The organism is Niveispirillum sp. GW835-FHT14G11, from assembly GCF_058793615.1.
Map to the genome: position 1 here is coordinate 65,947 of NZ_JBXAFZ010000024.1, position 22,294 is coordinate 88,240.

A 22,294-nucleotide genomic window follows, 5' to 3' on the forward strand; every position below is an offset into this window, starting at 1 on the left:
GTTGGTGGAACCGTCATTGCCCCGATACCGAGATATGGAGATGTGGGGCGGTCCATGCCATCAAATGGCAGGCACAAAACCGATACATGCAGATCGAGGCCATGGCCGAGATCGCCAGCCCGACCGAAAACAATCAAACCCTCAATTTGCCACCAAAGGCCGCCTGACCTTTGACCACCTCATGCGCCAACCAGTTTTACACCACCTTGACGGACGGGATCACGGTCGGGCGCTCGGTGCGTTCAGAAACCATGTGGCCGAGCTTTGGAAACGGGCGCAGAGGCACCGCAGCCAAAGGACCCGCCTGACATGGGATCGGATCGCAAAACTGGTACGCGACTTCCTCCCCCCGCCCAGGATAATCCACCCCTGGCCAAACCAGCGCTTCGCCGTCAGACACTCAAGGTAACAGCCGTATGCGGGAGAGCCGCACGTACGGATCTGTGAAGGGGGCGCTCAGCAATGAGGGTCCCTACCGCGATTCGGCACGCCCTTGCCTGGCAGCACGGGCGCGGGCAGTAAGTGTCAATCACATTAAGGTTTGGCTCTGATATCAGACATGAATTCTGCGAGGCTCATCAAAGGTTTGGCACCGGCCATCACTTCTGCATGGGCGAGCATGGCGAGAGGGCCAAGCCTTTCCAACCAATAACCAGCCGCAGCACGCATGCGCCGATGGGCGGGGCCATCATCCGGGAGGCAGAGGAACCGCGATGCGACCCAACCGGCGGCCGTCAGGGTTGCAAGACGCAGAAAGGCGGTCGCAGCGCCATCAATGTAGTCATCCGGCCTCTCCTCATCCAGATGTCGCGCCGCATCCGCAAGCCGATCCAGCGACGCGATCAGAGGCGTTCCAGCGCCATCAAGGCGCGCCCGAGCCAGAAATGCATCCAACCCACGCCGGTCCCGCCGCACGCGGCGGTGAACCAGATCCAGCGCCTGAATGCCGGTTGTCCCTTCAAACAGTGTCAGCACACGAGCATCGCGCAGCATCTGCTCAATCGGCCAGTCGGTCGTATAGCCCGCCCCGCCCAACACCTGGATAGCACCGCTGGCATTATCGAACGCCACCTCCGCCCCAAAGGTTTTAATGATCGGCAGAAACCATTGCAGCAATGCCGAGGCAGCGATCCGATCCGCTTCTACGGACGACCGGGCGGCGATCTCCGCGATGTTGGCCGCATTCAGGGTCAAACCCCGCAACATCTCCGAACGGGCGAACAGGTCCAGCAACTGCCGCTGCACATCAGGGTGGTTGATGATCGGTTTAGGATTGCCCGGCGGCCCGCCCTGCCGACGCTGCCCGGCATAGTCATATGCGATATCAGCCGCCGCAGATGCGATGCCCAATCCCATGGCACCAACAGCCAAGCGCATCTGGGTGATCATCACGAACATCTGCGCGAGGCCGCGCCCACGTACGCCCAACAACTGCCCGCGCGCGTCATCGAAACCCAAAGAGCAGGTCGGGGAGCCATGCAGACCCAGCTTTTCTTCAATCCGTCGGACATGCACTGCGCCCGGCTGCGATGCCTTGCCTTCCACCAGAAAAAGGCTGACCTCCGGTGTCGCCGTACCTGGGGCATCGCTGCGAGCAAGAACACAATGGATGATGGTGTCGGTCAGATCATGGTCACCAAAACTGATCCAGCATTTTTCACCCGTGATATGCCAACTGCCGTCTTCCATCGGTGTGGCGCGGGTGCGCAACTGCATCACGTCGCTGCCCGCACCCGCTTCCGATATGCAGATGGTGGCCCCAATCGTTCCGGCAGCCAATCCAGGCAACCAGCGGGCCTTGGTATTGGCGTCCGCGAAAGCCTCAATCAGGCGGGCAGCGGAACGCTGGGGCACTGGCAGCATGCCGAAGGCCGGGCAGTTGCGGTCGAAAATCTCCTGCACAGCCATGCACAGCGCCAGCGGCATCTGCTGCCCGCCATGCTCAAGACCATGGTCCATCGCCGGCCAGCCCGCCTCGACGAAGGCTTTCCAGGCCTGTATATGACCAGGGCTGGTGCGAACCCGTCCGTCAATCAGCGTAGCTCCGATGCGATCCATATCCCGGTTCAGCGGTTCCAGCACCGCATTGCTGAAGCGCGCTGCTTCCGCCAGCACTGCATCAACCAATTCCCGGCTGCATTCAGCAAAATGCGGGGCCAGGCCCCGCACATCGCCGATGCGGAAAGATGCCTCTACATGTGCCAGAAGCAAGGGGCCATCGGCCCTGGGTATCGCGGCTCGCATGATCGGCTCTCCCGAACTGGTGGTCATATCCGGGCGTCAGCGGGCCAGACTGACAACCCGTGTATTGACGAATTCCTTCATTCCGTATCGGCCTTGTTCGCGGCCAATGCCGGATTGTTTGACGCCGCCGAACGGCACATCGAAACGAAGGTCTAGGTGCTTGTTGATCCACACTGTTCCCGTTTCAATCCTTCCGGCCACACGCGCCGCGCGCTGCGGATCCGCACCCCACACGGTTCCAGCCAGACCATATTCCACGGCATTGGCCCGCGCTACCGCTTCGTCCACCGTGTCATAGGCCAGGATCGGGATCAGCGGCCCGAACTGTTCCTCACGCACCAGCCGCGCTTCTTCGGGTAAATTGCGGACGATCATGGGCGGGATGAAATAGCCGGGACGGTTCAGGATTTCCCCACCGGTCAACACATCGCCCTGCCGTTTGCTATCCTCGCAAAGGTCTCGCAGCTTGTCGAACTGCATGCGGTTCTGGATGGGGCCGATCTGGGTGGCCGGATCCATCCCGTCGCCCACCACGGTGGACTGGGCCAGCGCCACCAGCCGGTCACACAGCCCGTTGACCAATGGCCGAGGGACATAGATGCGTTTGGCCGCCATACAGACCTGACCGGCATTGTAGGTGGCGGCCTGGAATATCTTGGGCGCGACATCGTCAAGATCGACATCGTCCAGCAGGATGGCGGCGTCATTGCCCCCCAGTTCCAGCGTCAGGCGTTTCAGCGTCGCCGCTGCATTGGCCATCACCTTGCGACCGGTTGCGGTCGATCCGGTGAAGCTGATCTTGGCGATATCCGGATGCGCGCTCAACGCTGCGCCCAGGTCATTGGCATCGACAATGGTGTTGAACACCCCCGCCGGCAGGCTCCCCGCAGCGCAGGCGCCCAGCAGCAACGTCGTCAATGGGGTGGTGGGGGCCGGCTTGGCCACCACTGTGTTGCCGGTGCTGAGTGCCACTGCAACCTTGATGGCCAGGAGGATCAGGGGAAAGTTCCAAGGCGTGATGCAGGCGACGACACCCAGCGGGTAGAATTGTTCGACCACCAGACTGCCGGCTTCATCCACCAGGGTTTCCGGCAGCAGTTCTTGTGCTGCAAAATAGCGGATGGCGGCAATTGACCCGCCGACCTCGAACTCCGCCTGGGCCAGCGGCTTCCCCTGCTCGGCCGTCAGGGTCCGCGCAAATTCTGCAAACCGCGCCTCCATTGCGTCGGCCAGCCGTCCCATCGCTTCATGCCGGGCTGCATGGCCGGCGTCCCGCCACCCGGGGAAGGCTCGACCGGCTGCCGCCACCGCCTGCTCCAACTGCGCCAGATCGGCACGTGGGCAATCGGCAAACGCTTCGCCCGTTGCCGGGTTGATGACAGACATCCGTGCCGCCCCATCGACCAGGGCACCGCCGATCAGCAGTTTGAAATCCATAATGTTTCCTCCCAAGTATGACTGTTGCCGTGGCGCTGGGGCAATCACAGCAGCGCAAAATAGCGGATGGTGTTGCCGGTCTTCTGCCGGCTGCCGATGCCGACAATCACGGTGCGCATCAGCCAGTCATAGGGTCCCTCCGCCACCTCGAATGTAGGGCAGGTGCGCAGGTAATAATCCTCAAACGGCACTTCCGGCCCGTTCTGGAACATCCAGGCCTGGATGCGTGGCAGCACATCGGGTGCACGCCCCGCCAGATAGCCTCGGTTTCGGATCAGGATAAGGGTGCCATCATCGACTTCCAGCATGTAGCGCGCATCCAGCGCCAGCACCTTGTCGGGTCGGAACTGCGCCCAGTCGGCCCCGCTTTGTGGGACAACTCTGCCATTCAGGTGGGGGCCGCGCATCACGCCGGTTTCGACATAGGTGCCGCCACGGCCAAACCCGGCTGGCGTCATCCCGACATTCAACAACCGTTCCCATTGCTGCTCGATTTCGAACAGGAATTCGAATTTTGGCTCTGTCGGAAGGGATACATTCTCAAAGTAAGGCATGAATGTTGGTTCCGATCTCAGGGGGTCGGGAAAAGGGGGCGGACAAGCGAAGGTAGTGACAGCAGCCGTCAGGACCGGTTGCCCGAGCCCGCCCGTATCGTTCCCGCCGCCGCCAGCAGCCGGTCGCGGTTTGCTGCCAACAGATTGCGCAGGGAACCGGGGGGCCGACCCGTCAGCCGTTCCACATCATCGCTGAGGATGGCGAAATGCCCGTCGCGCACTGCCACCTCAAAGCTGACCATGTCGTCCGAGTTCCAGGGCACATTCGATACAACCATATTGTCCACAGGCTGCCGCGGGATACCCAGGGAATCGAACAGCGCGTAAAGCCCTTCGAGATCGGTATCGACAAAACTCACCGGTTGTCCCGAAACATCTGCCAGAAGACTGGCCACTTCACCGTAACTCAGCAGTTCGGGGCCGGTGACATTGTACGTTTTGCCTGCATGCCCAGAACCAAGCAGCACGGCAACGGCGGCGGCCACGCAATCCTGCCGACAGACGAAAGCCATCCTGCCATTTCGAGCCACGCTGACCATGCGGCCGGTCGCCAGCGCCAGCGGTCCTATTGCATCTAGTACCGCCTCGGCATATTGCGCATCGCGCAACACGGTCCAATCCAGACCGGATTTAGCCAACAGCGTTTCCGTGAAAAGATGGTCCTTCACCGCCAGCGATGGATTGTCGGGATCGGCGGCGATGAAGGAGGTATAGACAATGTGGCCCACGCCGGCCGCTTGGGCCGCCTGGACGGCATTCGTATGCTGCGGTTCGCGAAAGCCCACACGGGTGCCGCTGATCATCAGTATCCGGTCGGCTCCGGACAGGGCGGCGGTCAGTTCATCGCGATTGTCGAAATCGCCTTTCCTGACGCTGCATCCCCGTGCTGCGAAATCGGCCAGTTTCTCTGGCGAACGCGAAATCAGCAGCAATGACGCCGGTTCGATATGGTCAAGCAGCATTCCTGCCGCGAGCCGCCCGAACTGGCCGGATGCACCGGTGATTGCGATGCGCATGGCTCAATCCTCCCGTGCCTGGTTCAACAGATGCCGGGGGACCCAGGTGCCATGAACCTGCCCACAGGTTCGGAATGGCATTTCAACCTTGGCGACCGGACCGCGTTCAATGTCATCCGCGTCCAGAATCCACACTTCCTGGGCGATGTATCCAGGTGCAATGACGCGATCCACCATCATCAGCAGCCAGCCCCCGTGGTCTGGATTGACCGCCGGGACATGCGCAGGTTCGTTGAAGCTGTAGCCTGTCCCTTCGCCATAGAAGGACAGGGAACCATCGGGCAGGCCGACACGGACCAGAAGGTTGAAGGCGAAATCGCCGGGTCCATTGGCCAGATGCGTCATGCGCGCCGGGTCCACCGTCAGATACCAGCCCCGGCTATAGTCCTTGCCGGTATCGGCATGGGCGATCAGCGGCATTTCGCCGAAGGGACCGATGGGCCGTTCGGTGATGCCAGCACCGGGATCGGCCAAATCCATGGTCCAGCGGGTCAAACCACCCTGCGGCGGCCCGACGATACCGGAATCCGCTGCGATGAATGGGATCAGGTTGGTGCTGGCCATGCACTGGTCCAGGTGAACCTTGCTGCCCTCGCTCCAGGCATTCATCACATGATAACTGTGGACACCGGGCGGCCCCTTGAACCAGACCATCTCTGTAACTCCGCCATGGCGAGGCATGATACCGATGAAGCTCTCGCCCTCAGGATCGTGAATCCAGTGCGGTCCCCCGTCTTTCAGGCGTTGCAGGTCGGCCTTGGTCGGATAGACGGTGAAGATGGCATGATCTTTGGTGATGGCGAAGTCATGCATCATCGCGCAATAGGGGGCATTGAACCATTGTTCCGACACCAATTCACCCTGAGGTGAAATGATGCAATAGGCAATGGTGGGGCTGGCCAACCCGTCCGCCTCATACCCGAACAGGAACAGTTCGCCGGTGTCGGGATCAATCTTTGGATGGGCAGTCAGCGTGTGTGACCGCAGCTTGCCGCCATAATCCCAGCGCCCCAGCGTCTTCAGCGAGGTGGGATCCACCCGATAGGGTAACCCATCCTCCTTCGACATGAACAGCCGACCGGCATGGTAATAGGGAGTGGTGTTGGCAACGGTCCGATCCACCCCGGCCACGCCGGGATCGTCAGTGAAGGGGTTGCGATAACGACCGAACAGACTGCGCCCGGCCTTCTGTTCGGCCAGGAACCGCTCTGTTTGGACATAGCGGATCCCGCAATTCACCCGGCCATCGCGAAACTCGACCTTGCCGATCATCCCGTCGCGGGACAGCACGACATCATCATCGCGCATTGGTACATAAGCCGGGTCATGGACGGCACGGAAGAACGCACCGTCGATATCGCGGGGAATTTCGCCCTCGACATAAAGATCGTGGGCCGAGGCCTCGATATGGGTAGGGCGGTTCAAGCCCCGGTAATGCACCGTATCGGGATAGCTAGGGTGAAGTGCCATCGGTTCCTCACGCAGCCGGAGGGAGCGTCTGTTCGACAAAGGCATGGAAGGCTGTGAAGTCTGCCGTTGGGCCAAGGCTGGCCAGGGCGCGCTGCCATTGGGCGTAGGTCTGCTGCAGCATCGGCAGTTCCAGACCCAGCCGTTGGCGCAGCGCGTCGGCAATGCCCACATCCTTGACCATCAGGCCCAGCGCAAAGCCCTGGGCATAGGTGCGGGGAACGATCTGGGTGCGGAACACCGATTCCGACACGGCGCTGCGACCGGTCGAACTGTTGATGACGTCCAGCAGCACCTGTGGTGTCAGGCCGAAACGTTCGCCCATCAGCAGCCCTTCCGCCGTAGCCGCCAGGGTGGCAGCGGCGATGGTATTGTTGATGGCCTTTGCCGCGTGGCCGGCACCCAGACCGCCGACACGGACAATGCGCTTGCTCAGCATTTCCAACAGGGGCAGCACCCGACCAAACAGCTCATCATCTGGACATCCGACCATCAGGGCCAGTGTCCCCTCCCGCGCCATCGCAACGCCACCGGACACCGGCGCGTCAATCAGGTCGATCCCGCGTTCAGCCAACATGGTGCCCAGATGCACGGTGCCATTCGCATCGGATGAACTGCAATCGATCACCACGGTTCCCGGGGCGGCATGGGTGAGAGCACCGCCGGGGCCAAGCAGCACATCATGAACGATGCGGCCATTAGGCAGCATGGTGATGATGAAATCGGCCCCTTTCGCAGCTTCGGCGGCATCTGGCGTATAGGCGGGCCCGAATATTTCCGCCATCGCCGGGTTGCTGTCGCAGACCCTTGGGGCCAGCCCTTGCGCGATCAGCCTTTCGGCCATGGGGCGGCCCATCATGCCAAGGCCGATGAAAGCGATCTTCATGCTTGTTTCGCTCCCTCGATCTCGGCCAGCGCGGCCTCTGCCGCGCGCAGCGCCGTGAAGGAGGCGGGGACGCCGCAATAGATCATCGCGTGCAGCACGATTTCCCGGATCTCACCCACCGTCAACCCGTTGGCAAGCCCGCCCTTCACATGCATCTTGATCTCCAGTTCCTTGCCCTGGGCGATCAGCATGGAAAGGGTGGCGATGCTGCGATCGCGCCGGCCCATGGCCGGACGGTTCCAGGTTTCGCCAAAACAATAACGGGTCATAATGTCATGGAACGGCTTGGCAAAATCGCTGGCCGTGGCTACTGCGCGTTCGGCCAGCTCCGGACCGAACATCTCGCGGCGAACCTGCATACCCTGTTCGAATAGGTCGCTCATGGAAGGCGCTCCTTCATTTGTGTGACGGGTCAGAACTCGTACCGGACGTCCAGGAAGATCTGGCGCCCCGGCAACGTCGCCGAATAATGGCCATAAAGGGCATCTGCCACCGATGGACCGCTGAAGCCGCGTGCCGCCTTGTTGGTCAGGTTCTTGCCGCTGAGGGTGATGCTGTAGCCGCCATCCATCTGGGCCAAGCCGACAGAGGCATCCAGGAAGGTATAGCTGGGCACACGGTCCAGCGGGTTCTGGTTGGAGCCGAACTGGGCACCGTCATTGTAATAGACACGCCCGCGTGTCTGCAGTTCCAAAGTATCGGTGATCGGGTGGACATAGGCCAGACTGATGCTGCCGGTGAATTCCGGCACCCCTTCCAACCGCCCGCCCTTGGCATTGCCCGTGGCGGGGTCGCTGCAGTTGCGATCCCCCACCGCACAGGCGCCAGGATAGTCATCGTACCGGGCATGCAGATAGGCGGCGTCGGCCGTCAATGTCAGGCCGTGGGTGACCAGCCATGTCACGTCGACCTCCAGCCCCTTGGCGGTTGCCGATGCCGCATTGGCCGTCAGCAACGATCCCCCCGACAGCACCTGTGTGGCCTGCAGGTCGGAATATTTGGTGTAGAAGGTGGCGACATTGGCCCGCAACTGCCCGGTGTCGGCCTTCAGCCCCAGTTCAAAATTGCGTGCCTTCTCCTTGTTGTATTCAAAGAAATCGCGGGCACTGCCTTCCTCCGGGACCAGGCCGGATTTCTCCTGATCGTTGAAACCGCCCGCCTTGGTGCCGGTGGTGAAACTGGCATAGCCAGAAAGGTCGGGTGAGAATTTGTAGTTCAGACTGATCGCGGGATTGAAAGCCTCGTCCGTCCGCTTGCGATTGAACTGTGACGCCCGGAAGGTGGCGGGAACTGCTGGGTTGAACCACTGGAAGAAGCTCAGCGGCGGCCCGTTCAACACAAAAAGGCTGGCCGGATCGAAATTATAGCCCGTTGCGGGCTGGCCGGCACTGGTGGGGGCGATCACATAATCCGCCTTCTTAGTGATCGAACTGACGCGCCCGCCCAACACGACATTGAATTCCCTGGTGAAGTTCGCCGTCGCTTGCCCGAATGCCGAATAGCCATCGGTCGTCTGGTCAAGCCCGTTGCGGATGCCGGCCCGCAGGCCCGGCACGCCGAACCCGGTGAAATCCATGTCAACACCCTGGTTGATCTTGGATTGCTGATGGTAATAGGTGGCACCGACGATGTAATCGATGAACCGCCTCTCCCCGGATACCAGGCGGACTTCCTGATAGAACTGTTTGAACGTCTCGTCATCAATGGCCGTGCCCACAGGAATGGCATGATTGCCACCCGGCAATGCTTGGGCAAAATCGTAGCTGGAATACCCTGAGGATGATGAAATGATCGCCGAACCTGTATCATAGCTCAGGTTCAAGATGGCGTTGTCCGTGTCGAGGCGGGTGAATTCAGGGCCGCCACTGCTGGACTTACGGAAATCGAACTTGCCATCTTCCACGCTGGGCGCAAAGGGCACCGCGCCGAGTGCCGTCAATTGAAAGGTGGTGCCGTTGATCTTTTTATGCCCGATTTCATAGGACAGATCAGCGGTGAATGCTTCGGTCGTTTGCCAACTGGCCAGGATGCGACCGATGCGGCTGTCGGCGCGGCCCTGGTCCTTGCCGGACGCTGTATCGCGGACATAGCCGCCATCCCGTGTGGCTTTGCCCGACAACCGGACACCCAACGTCTCTGAAAGCGGGACCGAAACGGCGCTTTCCGTGTTATATCCCTGGTTTTCAAACTCGTAGCCGGCGGTGGCATATCCCTCAAAATGCGGGCCGGGGCGCTTGTTCACAATGTTGATGGCACCGGCATTGGCGTTGACGCCGAACAATACGGACTGTGGACCGCGCACGACCTCAAGCCGTTCAACATCGAAGAAGGGATTCATGAACTGATTGGCACGCCCGGCATAAATGCCGTCCACATATGTGGCCACCGATTGCTCGAAGGCACGACCACCGCCACCGGAGCCCAGGCCCCGAATCGCCACGAAAGGTTGAAATGGAGAGCGAGTTACTACCAAATTTGGAACTGCCGAGTTCAACGTTTCCAGGCTGTTGATATGCTGTTCGCGTAGAAAACCGTCATCCATCACCGCGACGGCGACCGGCACGTCCTGCAGCGTCTGCTCACGCTTCTGGGCGGTGACGACGATTTCCTCCAACTGATCCAGGCCGCCGGCATCTCCGGTAGAGGGTGGGGTTCCCTGCGCCTGGGCCAGCACTGGAAGCAATACAGTGCCGGTCACCAGAAATGAACGGATAGTCTTTAACGAATTCATGTGTAACCTCCCTAAGCTTTTTGGTTTTGATTGATCCCGTGATCAGAGGATGATTGTTTTCGTTTCGGTGAAGCTGGTCAGGCCGGCCTCTCCTCCTTCCCGTCCGATACCCGATTGCTTGAACCCGCCAAAGGGCAGCGACGGATCGAACAGGAAGCCGTTATGGGCCACCGTGCCGGTACGCACCTGTCGGGCCACTGCATAGGCCCGTTGCGGCTCGGCGCAGAAAACCGCGCCGTAAAGGCCAAACGGACTGTCATTGGCAATTCGGATGGCCTCATCCTGGTCACGGGCGCGCAGGACCGTCTGCACCGGGCCGAAAATCTCTTCCTGCGCGATCCGCATGCCGGGCGTGACGTCCATAAACAATGTCGGATCGAAGTACCAACCCCGATCCATCGCTGCGGTGCGCGTGCCACCAAAAATGAGCCGGGCGCCTTCCACCTTGCCGGTGGCGACATATTCCTCCACCCGGTCCCGCTGTCGCCGCATGGCCAGCGGTCCCATGCGCGTCGCCGGATCGCGCGGGTCACCGACATTGACCAGCGCCATCTGCGCCCGCAGTGCTTCCACCAGCCGGTCATGGATACTGTCGACAACAATGACCCGGCTTAACGCCGCGCAAACTTGGCCCGCCGACAGGGTGATGACAGTCGCCAGGATGGCCGCTGCATGGTCGATATCCGCATCTTCCAGCACAATGGCCGCGGATTTTCCGCCAAGTTCCAAGGTGCAGCGGGCGAAGCGTTCGGCACAGGCCTTACCGATGGCGCGTCCGGCCGCCACGCTGCCGGTAAAGCTCACCTTGTCGATGGCCGGATGGCGAACCAGTGCCTCTGAGGCCGCCCGGTCCGCGCAGACCAGATTGACGACACCGGGGGGAAGCCCCGCCGCTTCCGCCGCCTCAGCGATGATGTAGGCCTCCAGAGGGGTTTCCGGTGCCGGCTTCATAACGACGGTACAACCGGCCATCAGTGCGGGTGCCAGCTTGCCCGCCATGATGCCGAAAGGATTGTTCCAGGGAGCAATGGCCGCCACCACCCCCACCGGTTCCCGGGCCAGCCGGGCGATGCCCTTGCCATCCAGCCTCGGCACCTGACGCACCCAATCATAGGTCTCAGCCAAGCCGACATAATAATCGAACCAGAATTTGCCCCCACCGGTGACAAACGGTGCCGCGGTGGCCAGCGCCCCGATCTGGTCGACCCAGGCTTGCGCCACTTCGGGCATGCGCGGAGCCAGGGCGTCCGACAGACGACGAATATAGGCGGCCCGCTCCCCCGGTGACAGGCGCGGCCAGGGTCCCGCATCGAATGCGCGGCGCGCGGCATTCACCGCACGGTCGATATCACCGGGGGAAGCGACGGCGATACGGGCAATCTCCCCTTCATTATGGGCCGATATGACGGAGAGCTCCTCCCCATCTTCCGGCACCACCCAGACGCCATCAATGAACAGGCGGTCGGGATGGGCGATTGAAATGGCTGTTGTCGTCATTGGCGAACATCCTTCCTGGCAAAGGCGGGTAAGGCTGGTTCGTGCGCTCGCTTGTGTCCCCGCCCCAGGATCAGATCCGCCGCCTTTTCCCCGATCATCATGGCCGGGGCGCTGGTATTGCCGCTGACGATCCTGGGCATGACCGAGGCATCGGCCACCCGCAGCCCGCTGAAACCATGGACACGAAGATCGGCATCCACGACCGATTTCTGGGGATCTGCCCCCATCGCGCAGGTGCCCACGGGATGCTGCCCGGTCATGAAGGTTTGGGCCAGAAAACCGTCAATTGCCGCCTGTTCCACCACCGTCGGCCCTGGAAACAACTCCGCTGCGATCAGACCGCTTGCGGCTCGGGTGGCAAAAAACCGTCGTATGAACGCAACCATCTCATGGGCGAAGCGGCGGTCGTTTACATCCCGCAACAGGCCCAGCCGGATCATTGGGGCTGCCAGCGGATTGCCAGAGCGAAGGGTGACCTCTCCCCGGCCCCTGGGCTGCAATTGCAGCGCAGTGATGATGAACATATCCGGGCTTTGCGGCCTCAACCGGGGGAACCATGGGCGGCTGGCCGGGGACCCGGTGGTGATCTGTATCTGTGCATCGGGACGGTCGCTTTGTGCGTCGATACGCACGAAGCCCTGTGCCGCCATGGGCGCCTCTGACAATAGGCCACCGCCTCCCACCATCCAGCGAAATGCCGCGCCGGCCAGACGATCAACCCGCAACCGTGCTTCAAACCCCAGGGGCTGGGTGGCGGCAAATCCCATGACCACCATGGGATGGTCGTGAAGATTGCGGCCTACCGCCGGCAAGTCCACCTTTGCCTCGATACCATGGGTACGCAGCGGACCGGCTGGCCCGATACCGGATAGCATCAGCAGGTGCGGGGAATTGAAGGCGCCGCCACACAGGACGATCTCATCCGCCGATACGATACTGGTCTGACTGCCACGCGATAACACCACGCCTGTTGCCCGGGCACCATCCAGCACCACCCGCAGCACGCGCGTGTCGCGCCAGATGGTGAGATTGGGCCGATCGGCCGCCATGCCTAGGTAACCGGTGGCTGCACTTTCCCTTTCACCACGTGGCCCGATGGTGAAATCGGGCATGCCGAACCCGTCTTGGGTTTCGGCATTGAAATCACCATTCTCCGCGTACCCGAGTTCGGCCGCAGCGGCAATCATGCGTGGATAAAGCTCCTTGGGTTCCACATTGCGAACAACATGGATTGGACCGGACCCACCATGATACCGGCTCTCGCCACGCCAGTTCGTCTCACCCCGGCGGAAATAGGGCAGCACCTCCTCATATCCCCAACCGGCAAGGCCCGCCGCTGCCCAGCCGTCATAATCGGCCCGGTGGCCGCGGGTATACATCATGCCGTTGATAGACGATGTGCCGCCCAAAATTCGACCGCGCGGCATATCCAGCCTTCGCCCTCCGGTCTCCGTTTCCGGTTCGGTCACATAGCCCCAACCGAACCGGGGCATCGCCGAGGCAAAGGGCCAGGCCGCCGGGATACGGATGGGCAATGGGCGGTTGCTGCCACCGGCTTCCAGCAGCAGAACGCGGCAGTCCGGATTTCCCGAAAGGCGCGCCGCCACGGCGCAGCCAGCGCTGCCGGCACCGACAATGATGACATCAAAGCGGCTCACGCGGGCAAGCCCTTGCATTGGCGCGCAGTCAGGCCGCGCAGCCACAAACAACATTGTGCTGACATTGAAAATCCTCCCGGACTGCATGGGCAATCGTGCTTGAGTGAAGCGCGTCGCTTTCTTTTTGCAGGAACCGCTATTTTGTATGCTGAGAAAGCTGTTGCCCGGAATAAGGAAAAAGGTTATTGGGTGTTCGGTTTTTCCGAACACCCACCTGAGGCAGGAAATGATCACCCTGCGCCAACTGGAAATCTTCGCCGCGGTGGTCAATCATGGCAGCCTCCGCCGCGCAGCAGAGATACTCGGTCTTTCACAGGTCTCGGTCAGCGAACATATACGAGCGTTGGAAGCCCAGTTGGGGGTCCAGCTCTTTGACCGTGTGAAGGGTGGACCGGTCACCCTGACGGCTGCCGGTCATCGCGGCCATGACGGTGTTCAGGAGTTGTTGTCCCATGTGCATGATTTCGCCGATTTTGTCACCGGCGAAACGTCCCGCCAGGCACCGCTTTCCGTTGCCCTGCATGGCTTCATGATGCGCAATCTGGGCCCTCACGTGCTGGAATGGAACCAGGGCACCGGTCGCCACATCCAGATGCACAGCAATGAAAGCTCCCCCGATGTTCTGCAACGTCTGATCATCGCACGTGAACTGGATGTTGCTTATTTTTACTGGGGGGAGGGGCTTGGCAACGTCGGGGAGTTAGTTGCGGAGGAACCTCTGGCTATTTTTGTTTCAGAACATCACCCGCTGGCGACACTGCCCATTGTCACATCCAGCCAACTCAGCGCCATACAAGCTGTTAGCTTGACACCGGACAAGCCGATCCGTCGCGCCGTTGATTCAGTCATGGCGCGGGTTGGTATCCAACCGGCTGGACATGCGGTTGAAACAGCGGAATTCGGCCTGATCCTCAGCAGCCTGCATCGCGGCATGGGTTTTACCTGCATGTTTGCCACTATCGAGACTGAGGAGATGCAGACGCGGGGGCTGAAATCTATCCGTTTCGAGCGGCCGTTGCCCCCGCTTCAAATCCGCCGCATCACGCGCCGAACAGCGATGCGGGCAAAGGAGGCCCGCGACGCTGTGGCGATGATCGAACGTGTCTTAAAATCATAGCTCACCCTGACTTGTCGGTTGGCCGGCAATGCGCTCCGCCGTCTGTCAGCCGGTCACATCATTGGGGTCACGACATATAAGGGGCGAAAACCATGCGAAGCAGACCAAAAGAAAACATCAGGTCGTGAGGCGTTCAGTTGGCCTCCGGGAATAACTCGTGATCATTCAATCGGAGGGAGGCGCGCTGCGTCGAACAGCTTGCGGCGTTGTGCCGGTCCACCCACGGAAGGCCCGGACGAAGGAATTTGCATCCTCGAAGCCAAGCAACAGGGCAATCTCCGCACTCGACATCATCGTCTTGCGCAAATAATGCTCGGCCAGCGAGGATCGTACCGCGTCAAGGGTCAACTGAAACGAGGTGCCTTCTTGTTGAAGCCTGCGTTGGAGGGTGCGCGTCCCGACACCCAACCGTTTGCCGACCGACGACATGGAGACGTCGCCCGCCGGCAGTGCCTCAAGCAAGGCACTTCTCACACGCTCGACCATGCTGGCTGTACGTTCAAGGTCGGCCAACCGCTGGCGCAGGGACGGTTCAAAGAACAGCCAGATTTTATGGTTCTCGGTCAGGAAAGGCTGCTCAAAATCGTCAATCGAGAATACCAGCGTTGCCAGAGGGGCCTCATCAACGCAAACACTGAAGAACGCCCCATATAAGGCAACATCATTGGCGGACAATGTGGTTGCAGAAGGGCATGCGACCTTCAACGGCTTGATGCCGGTGCGCGTGGCAAGGCGGCCAAGCTGGACAAAGAAAACCAGCTTGAATGCCAGGAAGACCGGTGGCGGCGGCCTAGTCTGATCAAGGAAGTCGATGGTGACGGTTGCCTGTGCTGTCGTCCGCTCGACCTTTATGATCATTGGCGCGATCAACCGCACATATTTGGCGATACGATCAATCGCGCTGCCAAGATTGCTGCTGCACAGCGCTGCGAACAGTTCCGGCTCGAACCAGTCACTGGTCATGACCTTGGCAATGCGCAGCGGGGCCGGCAACATGGGGTCCTGCGATCGGGCCTCCTCCTCAATCGCCACCCATAGCTTGAAGAAATCGTGCGACGTCAAGCGTACCAGATCACGAGCAAACAGATCGCCGGGCAGATCGGCGCGGCGCAGAACCGGCGCCGTGGCCAATCCCGCATCTTGCATCAGCAAGCGCCAGCCGGGCCAGACAGCATAATCCAAGGTGGCAACCGATCGACCGGCAAAGGCGGTATCTGCTTTCATCATGGCCCGATTGTATCTTGCAGATCATGCCAGAACAATCGCGGATGGCGCCAATCTCACCCGAATGCCGTACTCCTAGCAAAGTCCGAACGGTAGACGGGTCGGTATGACGTCGGCGCCACAGATTGACGCAATCGGCATTTTCTTTGGCATGTTCGGCTAGTGATAATGGGGGCCACACGGCGCATATTCGTCTTACCCCATTATTCATCACCGCGACGATGCGGACGATGCGACGGATGCAATGACATGACAAAGACAGTTCTCATCACTGGTGCGTCGTCAGGTTTCGGCCTGATGCTCGCCAACAAACTGCACAAGCAAGGCTACAAGGTCATCGGCACCAGCCGTGACCCGCAAAAACATCAGGGGACAGTCCCGTTCACGCTCCTGCGCCTCGACATTGATGACGATGCGTCCATCCAGGCGTTTCCCGACGAACTGTTCCGGCATGTCTCGCAGTTGGATGTGTTGGTCAACAATGCCGGATACCTGGTGACGGGGCTGGCGGAAGAAACCCCGCTTGAGGTGGCCCGGCAACAGTTCGAGACCAATTTCTGGGGAACCGTGAAGGTCACCAATGCCATCCTGCCCTATTTCCGGCGGCAGAAATTCGGCAGGATCATTACGGTCAGCTCGATCGTTGCCCTTATCGGCCCGCCCAACCTGTCATTCTATACGGCGTCGAAACATGCTGTTGAGGGCTTTTTCAAGTTGCTGCGCTTTGAGTTGAACCCGTTCAACATCCAGGTCAGCATGGTTGAGCCGGTATGGTTCAAGACAAACCTTGGTGCCAATGCCATCAAGGCGACGTCGGCCAGGATCACCGATTACGACACTTATCGCCGCAAGGCCGATGCCGCGACCAAGAAGGGCATTGACGATGCCGAAAGCCCGGATGCGGTCGTCAAGAAAATTGCCGAACTGATCCATGCCAGGGATCCGAAATTCAGCAACCCGGTGGGCAAGATGACCGGCATGTTCCTGTTCCTGCAAAATTATGCACCCAAGATGTTCGAGGGGGCGATCCTCAAGAGCGTGTCGACCGCAGCCTGAAAGCAACAGAATCGTTGATCATCCGCGCCTGAAGGAGTGAGTTCCGATGAAATACTATCTTTGCAAATATATGCCGCCCCGTGCCGACTTTCTCCAGACGCTGAGCGACGCCGAAAAAACCTGGATGAAGCAGCATGGGGCTTACATGGACGATCTCCTTAGAAAGGGCATGATCGTCGCACATGGCCCGGTGCTGGATCCGGCGGGCGCCTATGGTGTCTCGCTCTATCGGATCACGGATGATCAGGACATTGCCGCCATCACCGCCCAGGACCCCATCGTGGCGAACGGTGTCGGTCATTACGAACATCATCCGATGCTGCATCTCAAGGCCCGCGACTGATACCACCGGTCATAATTTATGACCGGTGGTACGGCGGCGACTGCCGCCGCGCGGCACGTGCCGCGTAGCCAAGCCAACGGATGTTGGCACCGGCGATTGAGGGGCACTAAATATTGATCACAGATCAATATTTAGTGCCGATAGCATGAGGTTTCACAACTTCAGAGAGCGCCGGCGCTGCACAATAACGGGACGGTCGTGGCCGTCGCCAATCTCAGGAGATACCAATGACAACCGCCCTGATCACCGGTGCATCCAGCGGCATTGGCGCCGTCTATGCAAGCCGTCTGGCAGCCCGTGGCCACGATCTCGTGCTTGTTGCCCGGGCAACTGACCGGCTGAACGCCTTGGCCGATGCGCTTCGCGCCGCCCATGGGGTGGCCGTTGAGGTCATCACCGCGGACTTGACCGATGCTGCGCAAACGGCAACGGTGGCGCAGCGACTGCGCGCCGATCCTGCCATCGACATCCTGGTCAATAATGCCGGCGCCAATGTCAGCGGCGGTTTCGCCCATGCCGATCCGGGGGCACTGGAAAATCTGCTGCGTCTCAATTCGCTGGCCCCGACATTGCTGACCGTGGCGGTGTTGCCGGGCATGCTGCAACGCGGATACGGGTCGATCATCAACATCGCCTCCGTGCTGGGGCTGCTGCCGGAATATGTGCACGGCATCTATGCCGCGACGAAATCCTATATGCTGACCATGTCGCAGAGCCTGCACGCCGAAGTCGGCTCCAGGGGCATTTATGTCCAGGCCGTCCTGCCCGCCGCCACCCGCACGGAAATCTATGCACGCGCGGGCGGCGACATCAGCAAGGTGCCGAACGTGATGGAAGTCGATGATCTTGTCGATGCAGCACTTCTCGGCTTTGATCGCAGGGAACTGGTCACCATTCCGCCTGTGCCCGATGTCGCCGACTGGGAAGCCTTTGAACAGGCCCGCATGGTACTTGCCCGCGGGTTCAGCAACGCAAAGCCGGCGGAACGCTATCGCGGTTGAAGGGCCGCAGCCGATCGCGACCCTTCCCAATCACTCGAAGTTTGGTTTGGGTGGCGCGATCTACCCAGCCAACATCGCACAAGGCCAGGGCTCCAGCCTTCCATATCGAGACGGGCGTAGCATTGGTCAACACGCCCACCATCCCCCGACCTGGGAACTCCCCTTCGGTGGGGTCAAGCACTATGGCTATGGCCGCGAGCCGGTATGCACGACTGAACCGCTCCGAGTTTGCCGGAGGCTTGACGTCAATAGTTACGCGGCCATGGCTTTAGTTTCCAGAGCTGCGTAGAAGTTGGCCTCGGCTTCCGCGGGCGGAATGTTCCCGACTGGCTCGAGCAGGCATCGGTTATTGAACCAATCGACCACTAGGTGAGCAGTTTTGTCCGAGGGGAGCCACCGAGCGGGGGAGGAAAGTCCGGAATCCATTATCTGAGCGCGAATACCCGCCCGTCCGCAAACGGCCCCGCAGCGGGCGTAAGAGGTGATCTCCCGGCCACAGCGTCCTGGGTGAATGCGAACGGCTTTATGACCGGCAACCAGATGAGGTTTCACTCCTTTACACTTGGGGACGTCGTCATGATTCTGGATCTTGCCCGTGAGGGCCTGGCCCTCATGTTGGCGTTGGGCCTCTTCCTGTTGTTTCCTGCCAGCGGCCTATCCTTCATGTGATGTAGAGGCAGGCTACTTCACCACACTCGCCAGCCACAGGAACAGGCGCGGGAAGATGTACGGCGCAAAGGCGCACAGGTACATGACGGGGAGGTTCAGCAACTGGATATAGACGGGTTCCGTCATGTCCAGCCGCCAGGTCACCGCGAAGATCGCCGCCGCCAGCATGGCTGCGTAGCCGTACCAGAAAAGCGTATTGCGCTCTGCATCCATCAATGCCCGGCGGGCTTTGCCGGATATTCCCAACTGACTGAACAGCACCGCGGCATAGGCGATGCCGACCAAGGCGCTGAGGCACACGCTGATAATGGCGTCCTCTACGGTGGTGTTGATGAACAGCAGGATGGTGCCGAGTAGGAATGCCAACGTGGAGGCGCTGAACAGCTTCAGGGACTTGGTGCCGATGACCTTCATGCGTTCGCTGATACCGTAATATCCCTGAAGCCGTGGCTGAAGGCGTGCAACCATATATCCGGCCGGAAGGCCAAGGATGAAATAGGCAATGCCCTTGTAATCACCCGTGAACACGTCTGGGATAACTGTTTCGATACCCATGATGTCCCCCTGCTTTTCCTATTATTTCGAGATAGGGGTACATCTGCGGGTGGGCAACGCCGCCTGAATGAGTATGCCGGATGGAGGGAAAGGCGGGCGATGCCGGGTGGGCCTCGACCCACCCTGACCAGAAGCTTTCATGTGACGGGCACGGCGGATGACGCTATGAGCAAAGCATCCATCGTCCCGGAGCATGCTCATGCGCACCCTGATCGCCGCTGCCCTCGCATTGTCCCTTCTTGGCGGGTGCGCCAGTTCGCCGCCCCCCGCGGACATCACGCTTGCGACGTGGAACATGGGCTGGCTGAGCGACCGGATTGCCGAAATCAATGGGCCGAACCCAGACCCGAAGCGCGCGCTTTACCAGCGCACGCCGGCGGACTATGCGGCGCTGAGAACCTATGCCGACCAGCTCAATGCTGACATCATCGGCGTGGAGGAGGTGGACGGCCCCGGCCCACTGGCGAAGGTGTTCTACAACAGCCGGTACGAACTGTTGTTCACGGAGGAAGATGACTACCAGCGCCCCGGCCTCGCCATCCGCAAGGGGCTGCGTTTTACCCGTCACCCGGATCTCGCCGCGTTGGATTTGCTGGCCGGGCAGCCGCGGAGCCTGCGCCGTGGACTGGACGTGACGGTGCATCTGCGCGGTGGTGACCTGCGCGTGCTGGTCGTGCATCTGAAAAGCGGCTGCTTCAGCGAGAAGTCCAAGGGCGAGGCGTGCGAGCAGATCGCCCGTCAGGTTCCGATGGTGGCGGACTGGATCGACCAGCGTCAGGCGGCAGGCGAGGCATTCGCGGTGGTCGGCGACTTTAACCGCAGGCTGGGCCTGACGGGTGATCCGCTATGGAAGCTGCTGGATAACGGCCCGGTACCGCTGGTGCTGCCCACCGGGTCGATGCGCTCCGCTTGTTGGAACGGGGAATATCCAGACCTCATCGACCATGTCATTCTGGGCGGCCGCGCTGCCGACCGGTTGCGTGCTGATAGTGCGCAGATGCTCGTCTATAAAGAGACCGACAAGGCGCGTAAAAGCGCCCTGTCGGATCATTGCCCGGTGTCGGTGCGGTTGGCGGCGAACTGACGCCGAACCTAACCGTCAGCGGCAGTCGTGCCATGGTTTATGGGCGGGGGCTATCCTTCCTTCAGCCGAACCACCCCGCCAGCCACACGAAATACCGCCCGAGGATAAACGGCACCAAGCCTCCGGCGGACATGCATAGAAACTGCAATTGACGGATAGAGTACGCGTCGGAGATGTCCACGGACGGCATGGCAATGACGGCAACGAACAGCGCCAGCAGGCCCAGCCGGACGAACGGCCGTCTGCTGATTGCCATAAAATAGCTACGCCCGGCCGACGGCTTGGACACCAGCATGAACAACAGCCAGGCCATGCTGAACCCAAGCATCGCGGCGGCTTTAACGCCGTCCAAAGCAAGGGGTACGGTATCCTTTCCATTCATGCCCCAGACGATGATCGATGCCATCATGAGCATGCCGCCGTTCCACATCCCGTATAACGGGGCCAACCGCCAGAACCGCCCATCGACATTGGCGGCCAATGGATAAGGAAGGCGCTTTTGCGTGTATCCGGCCATGGTCGTTCCGATGACCAAGGCCAGCCCCATCGCGATGTAATAATTCAGTGAATGCCCCGTTGCCTCCAACATGATTTCCCCTTTGTGCGGTTGGTGAGGCTTGTAGATTGGTGCCTGCCCAAGCCGGTCAAGAAGCTGGGTGGCGCTGGTATAGTCTATGACTCACAGTCACATGGTTCACCGATGTAAGCCGGCAGGCGCTGGAACTCCTGTTGCACGCTGGCCGGCCGCTTTCCGCCTACCAGCTCATGTCCGGGCTGGAAAGCGCAAGGGGCCGGCCGGCGACGCCGCCCACGATCTATCGTGCCCTGGAGTTTCTGGTGGAGCATCGCCTGGCGAGCCGTATCGAAAGCCGGAATGCCTATGTTTCCTGTGCTAGGCCCGGACGTCTGGATGCGGGGATCTTCTTCGTCTGCGATGGTTGTGACATGTCCATAGATATCGAGAACCCTACGCTGCTGCGACTGCTCGACGGTAATGCCCTCGATCTCGCCTTCCAGGTCACGCGTCCGGTCCTGGAGAATGAGGGGAACCTGCGCCCATTGCCGGTCCCGTTAGGAGGGCTTGAGGCGCGAAGCGGTCATGAGTGGACCGGGGGACAGGAAAGCGCCGCAACTCGTTCGTTCAGGATGCGGGTCACAGTTCCCGAAACCAACCAGCTGCCGGACCAAAAGTGACCTGCCTCCTCTTGTTTTGCGCATCCTTCGCAGCTGCCAAAGATTGCAGCAGCATTCCTGAAAGCTGAAATTTCTGATCGATCTACATAGCCTTTCCTCTACCAACTGATCTGCCCGCTTGACCGTGAAGTGGTGTTCGTGGACAAATGGCGAACATGACCTATGACTTCTCTTCACTATCACCCGCCGACTTCGAAGATCTGGCCCGCGATTTGCTTGGTCGGGAATTGGAAATTCGCTTCGAATCATTTCCAGACGGGCCCGACGATGGCATGGACGGACGCCATGCGACGGCAGACGGCGACGTGATTTTGCAGGCAAAGCACTATTATCGGTCCGGCTTTGCCCAGCTTAAGAGAAAGATAGCGCAGGAGCGCACGGCGATCGATGTATTGCGTCCCAAGCACTACGTCCTTGCGACATCGGTAGCTCTAACTCCCGCCAACAAGACGCAACTGGCAGAATTGATCGGCCCGGCACTTAACCCGGATTATGCACCGATGTCGTTACGCTGCCGTTATCGCGTAGCGGTTGTTCTGCGAAGTGGCGTTTGGAGACACT

Annotated in this window: 20 protein-coding genes; 7 read left to right on the forward strand and 13 right to left on the reverse strand. The window is 60.4% G+C overall.

Annotated elements, in window-relative coordinates; all coding sequences use genetic code 11:
• Positions 1 to 534: 534 nt before the first annotated feature.
• From AC1Q7F_RS29440 to AC1Q7F_RS29485, 10 genes are all read right to left on the reverse strand, one after another.
• Entirely contained in the window at positions 535 to 2,271 is a 1,737-nt protein-coding gene (locus AC1Q7F_RS29440) for an acyl-CoA dehydrogenase family protein (protein WP_492512131.1), read from the reverse strand.
• 9 nt (positions 2,272 to 2,280) lie between these two features.
• Positions 2,281 to 3,681 carry an aldehyde dehydrogenase family protein gene (locus tag AC1Q7F_RS29445; protein WP_492512132.1) on the reverse strand — a complete coding sequence of 467 codons (1,401 nt, stop codon included), beginning with the start codon at positions 3,679 to 3,681 and terminating at the stop codon, positions 2,281 to 2,283.
• A 44-nt stretch (positions 3,682 to 3,725) separates the two neighbouring features.
• On the reverse strand, positions 3,726 to 4,235 hold the full coding sequence (locus tag AC1Q7F_RS29450) for a DUF3237 domain-containing protein (protein WP_492512133.1): 510 nt from the start codon (positions 4,233 to 4,235) through the stop codon (positions 3,726 to 3,728).
• Between the two features lie 68 nt (positions 4,236 to 4,303).
• Entirely contained in the window at positions 4,304 to 5,251 is a 948-nt protein-coding gene (locus AC1Q7F_RS29455) for an SDR family oxidoreductase (protein WP_492512134.1), read from the reverse strand.
• Positions 5,252 to 5,254: 3 nt separating this feature from the next.
• Positions 5,255 to 6,721 (reverse strand): lignostilbene-alpha,beta-dioxygenase NOV2, encoded by a 1,467-nt coding sequence (nov2, locus tag AC1Q7F_RS29460; RefSeq protein WP_492512135.1) that lies wholly within the window; start codon positions 6,719 to 6,721, stop codon positions 5,255 to 5,257.
• A 7-nt stretch (positions 6,722 to 6,728) separates the two neighbouring features.
• On the reverse strand, positions 6,729 to 7,604 hold the full coding sequence (locus tag AC1Q7F_RS29465; RefSeq protein WP_492512136.1) for an NAD(P)-dependent oxidoreductase: 876 nt from the start codon (positions 7,602 to 7,604) through the stop codon (positions 6,729 to 6,731).
• The gene (locus AC1Q7F_RS29470; protein ID WP_492512137.1) at positions 7,601 to 7,987 is read right to left on the reverse strand and encodes a carboxymuconolactone decarboxylase family protein; all 387 of its coding nucleotides are present in this window, start codon (positions 7,985 to 7,987) and stop codon (positions 7,601 to 7,603) included. Before AC1Q7F_RS29470 ends, AC1Q7F_RS29465 begins: the two co-directional genes overlap by 4 nt.
• A gap of 29 nt (positions 7,988 to 8,016) precedes the next feature.
• Positions 8,017 to 10,335, reverse strand: a complete 2,319-nt coding sequence (locus AC1Q7F_RS29475; protein ID WP_492512138.1) for a TonB-dependent receptor — start codon at positions 10,333 to 10,335, stop codon at positions 8,017 to 8,019.
• Positions 10,336 to 10,377: 42 nt separating this feature from the next.
• Entirely contained in the window at positions 10,378 to 11,832 is a 1,455-nt protein-coding gene (locus AC1Q7F_RS29480; RefSeq protein ID WP_492512139.1) for an aldehyde dehydrogenase, read from the reverse strand.
• Positions 11,829 to 13,760, reverse strand: coding sequence for a GMC family oxidoreductase (locus AC1Q7F_RS29485; protein WP_492512140.1), 1,932 nt, complete (start codon positions 13,758 to 13,760; stop codon positions 11,829 to 11,831). The genes AC1Q7F_RS29480 and AC1Q7F_RS29485 overlap by 4 nt, the downstream gene beginning before the upstream one ends.
• Here AC1Q7F_RS29485 and AC1Q7F_RS29490 point away from each other — a divergent pair.
• The gene (locus AC1Q7F_RS29490) at positions 13,717 to 14,607 is read left to right on the forward strand and encodes a LysR family transcriptional regulator (protein ID WP_492512141.1); all 891 of its coding nucleotides are present in this window, start codon (positions 13,717 to 13,719) and stop codon (positions 14,605 to 14,607) included. The two genes, AC1Q7F_RS29485 and AC1Q7F_RS29490, sit on opposite strands and share 44 nt — an antisense overlap.
• A 165-nt stretch (positions 14,608 to 14,772) precedes the next feature.
• On the opposite strand, the gene AC1Q7F_RS29495 is transcribed toward AC1Q7F_RS29490, so the two are convergent.
• A complete protein-coding gene (locus AC1Q7F_RS29495; protein WP_492512142.1) occupies positions 14,773 to 15,834 on the reverse strand; it encodes an AraC family transcriptional regulator in 1,062 nt (353 codons plus the stop codon).
• Between the two features lie 165 nt (positions 15,835 to 15,999).
• Here AC1Q7F_RS29495 and AC1Q7F_RS29500 point away from each other — a divergent pair, with 165 nt between their 5' ends.
• From AC1Q7F_RS29500 to AC1Q7F_RS29510, 3 genes are all read left to right on the forward strand, one after another.
• Positions 16,000 to 16,887, forward strand: coding sequence for an SDR family NAD(P)-dependent oxidoreductase (locus AC1Q7F_RS29500; protein ID WP_492512143.1), 888 nt, complete (start codon positions 16,000 to 16,002; stop codon positions 16,885 to 16,887).
• 46 nt (positions 16,888 to 16,933) lie between these two features.
• A complete protein-coding gene (locus AC1Q7F_RS29505; protein ID WP_492512144.1) occupies positions 16,934 to 17,230 on the forward strand; it encodes a YciI family protein in 297 nt (98 codons plus the stop codon).
• Between the two features lie 227 nt (positions 17,231 to 17,457).
• Entirely contained in the window at positions 17,458 to 18,231 is a 774-nt protein-coding gene (locus tag AC1Q7F_RS29510; RefSeq protein WP_492512145.1) for an SDR family NAD(P)-dependent oxidoreductase, read from the forward strand.
• Between the two features lie 681 nt (positions 18,232 to 18,912).
• Here AC1Q7F_RS29510 and AC1Q7F_RS29515 read toward each other — a convergent pair.
• A complete protein-coding gene (locus tag AC1Q7F_RS29515) occupies positions 18,913 to 19,455 on the reverse strand; it encodes a hypothetical protein (RefSeq protein ID WP_492512146.1) in 543 nt (180 codons plus the stop codon).
• Between the two features lie 199 nt (positions 19,456 to 19,654).
• On the opposite strand from AC1Q7F_RS29515, the gene AC1Q7F_RS29520 reads away from it, so the two are divergent.
• Complete coding sequence (locus AC1Q7F_RS29520; protein WP_492512147.1) at positions 19,655 to 20,539, forward strand: endonuclease/exonuclease/phosphatase family protein; 885 nt, start codon at positions 19,655 to 19,657, stop codon at positions 20,537 to 20,539.
• Positions 20,540 to 20,600: 61 nt separating this feature from the next.
• Here the strand turns inward: AC1Q7F_RS29520 and AC1Q7F_RS29525 are convergent, their stop codons facing one another.
• On the reverse strand, positions 20,601 to 21,128 hold the full coding sequence (locus tag AC1Q7F_RS29525; RefSeq protein WP_492512148.1) for a hypothetical protein: 528 nt from the start codon (positions 21,126 to 21,128) through the stop codon (positions 20,601 to 20,603).
• 140 nt (positions 21,129 to 21,268) lie between these two features.
• Here AC1Q7F_RS29525 and AC1Q7F_RS29530 point away from each other — a divergent pair, with 140 nt between their 5' ends.
• The gene (locus AC1Q7F_RS29530; protein ID WP_492512149.1) at positions 21,269 to 21,733 is read left to right on the forward strand and encodes a Fur family transcriptional regulator; all 465 of its coding nucleotides are present in this window, start codon (positions 21,269 to 21,271) and stop codon (positions 21,731 to 21,733) included.
• Positions 21,734 to 21,888: 155 nt separating this feature from the next.
• Positions 21,889 to 22,294: restriction endonuclease (locus AC1Q7F_RS29535; RefSeq protein WP_492512150.1), on the forward strand; the 406-nt coding region annotated here is incomplete at its 3' end.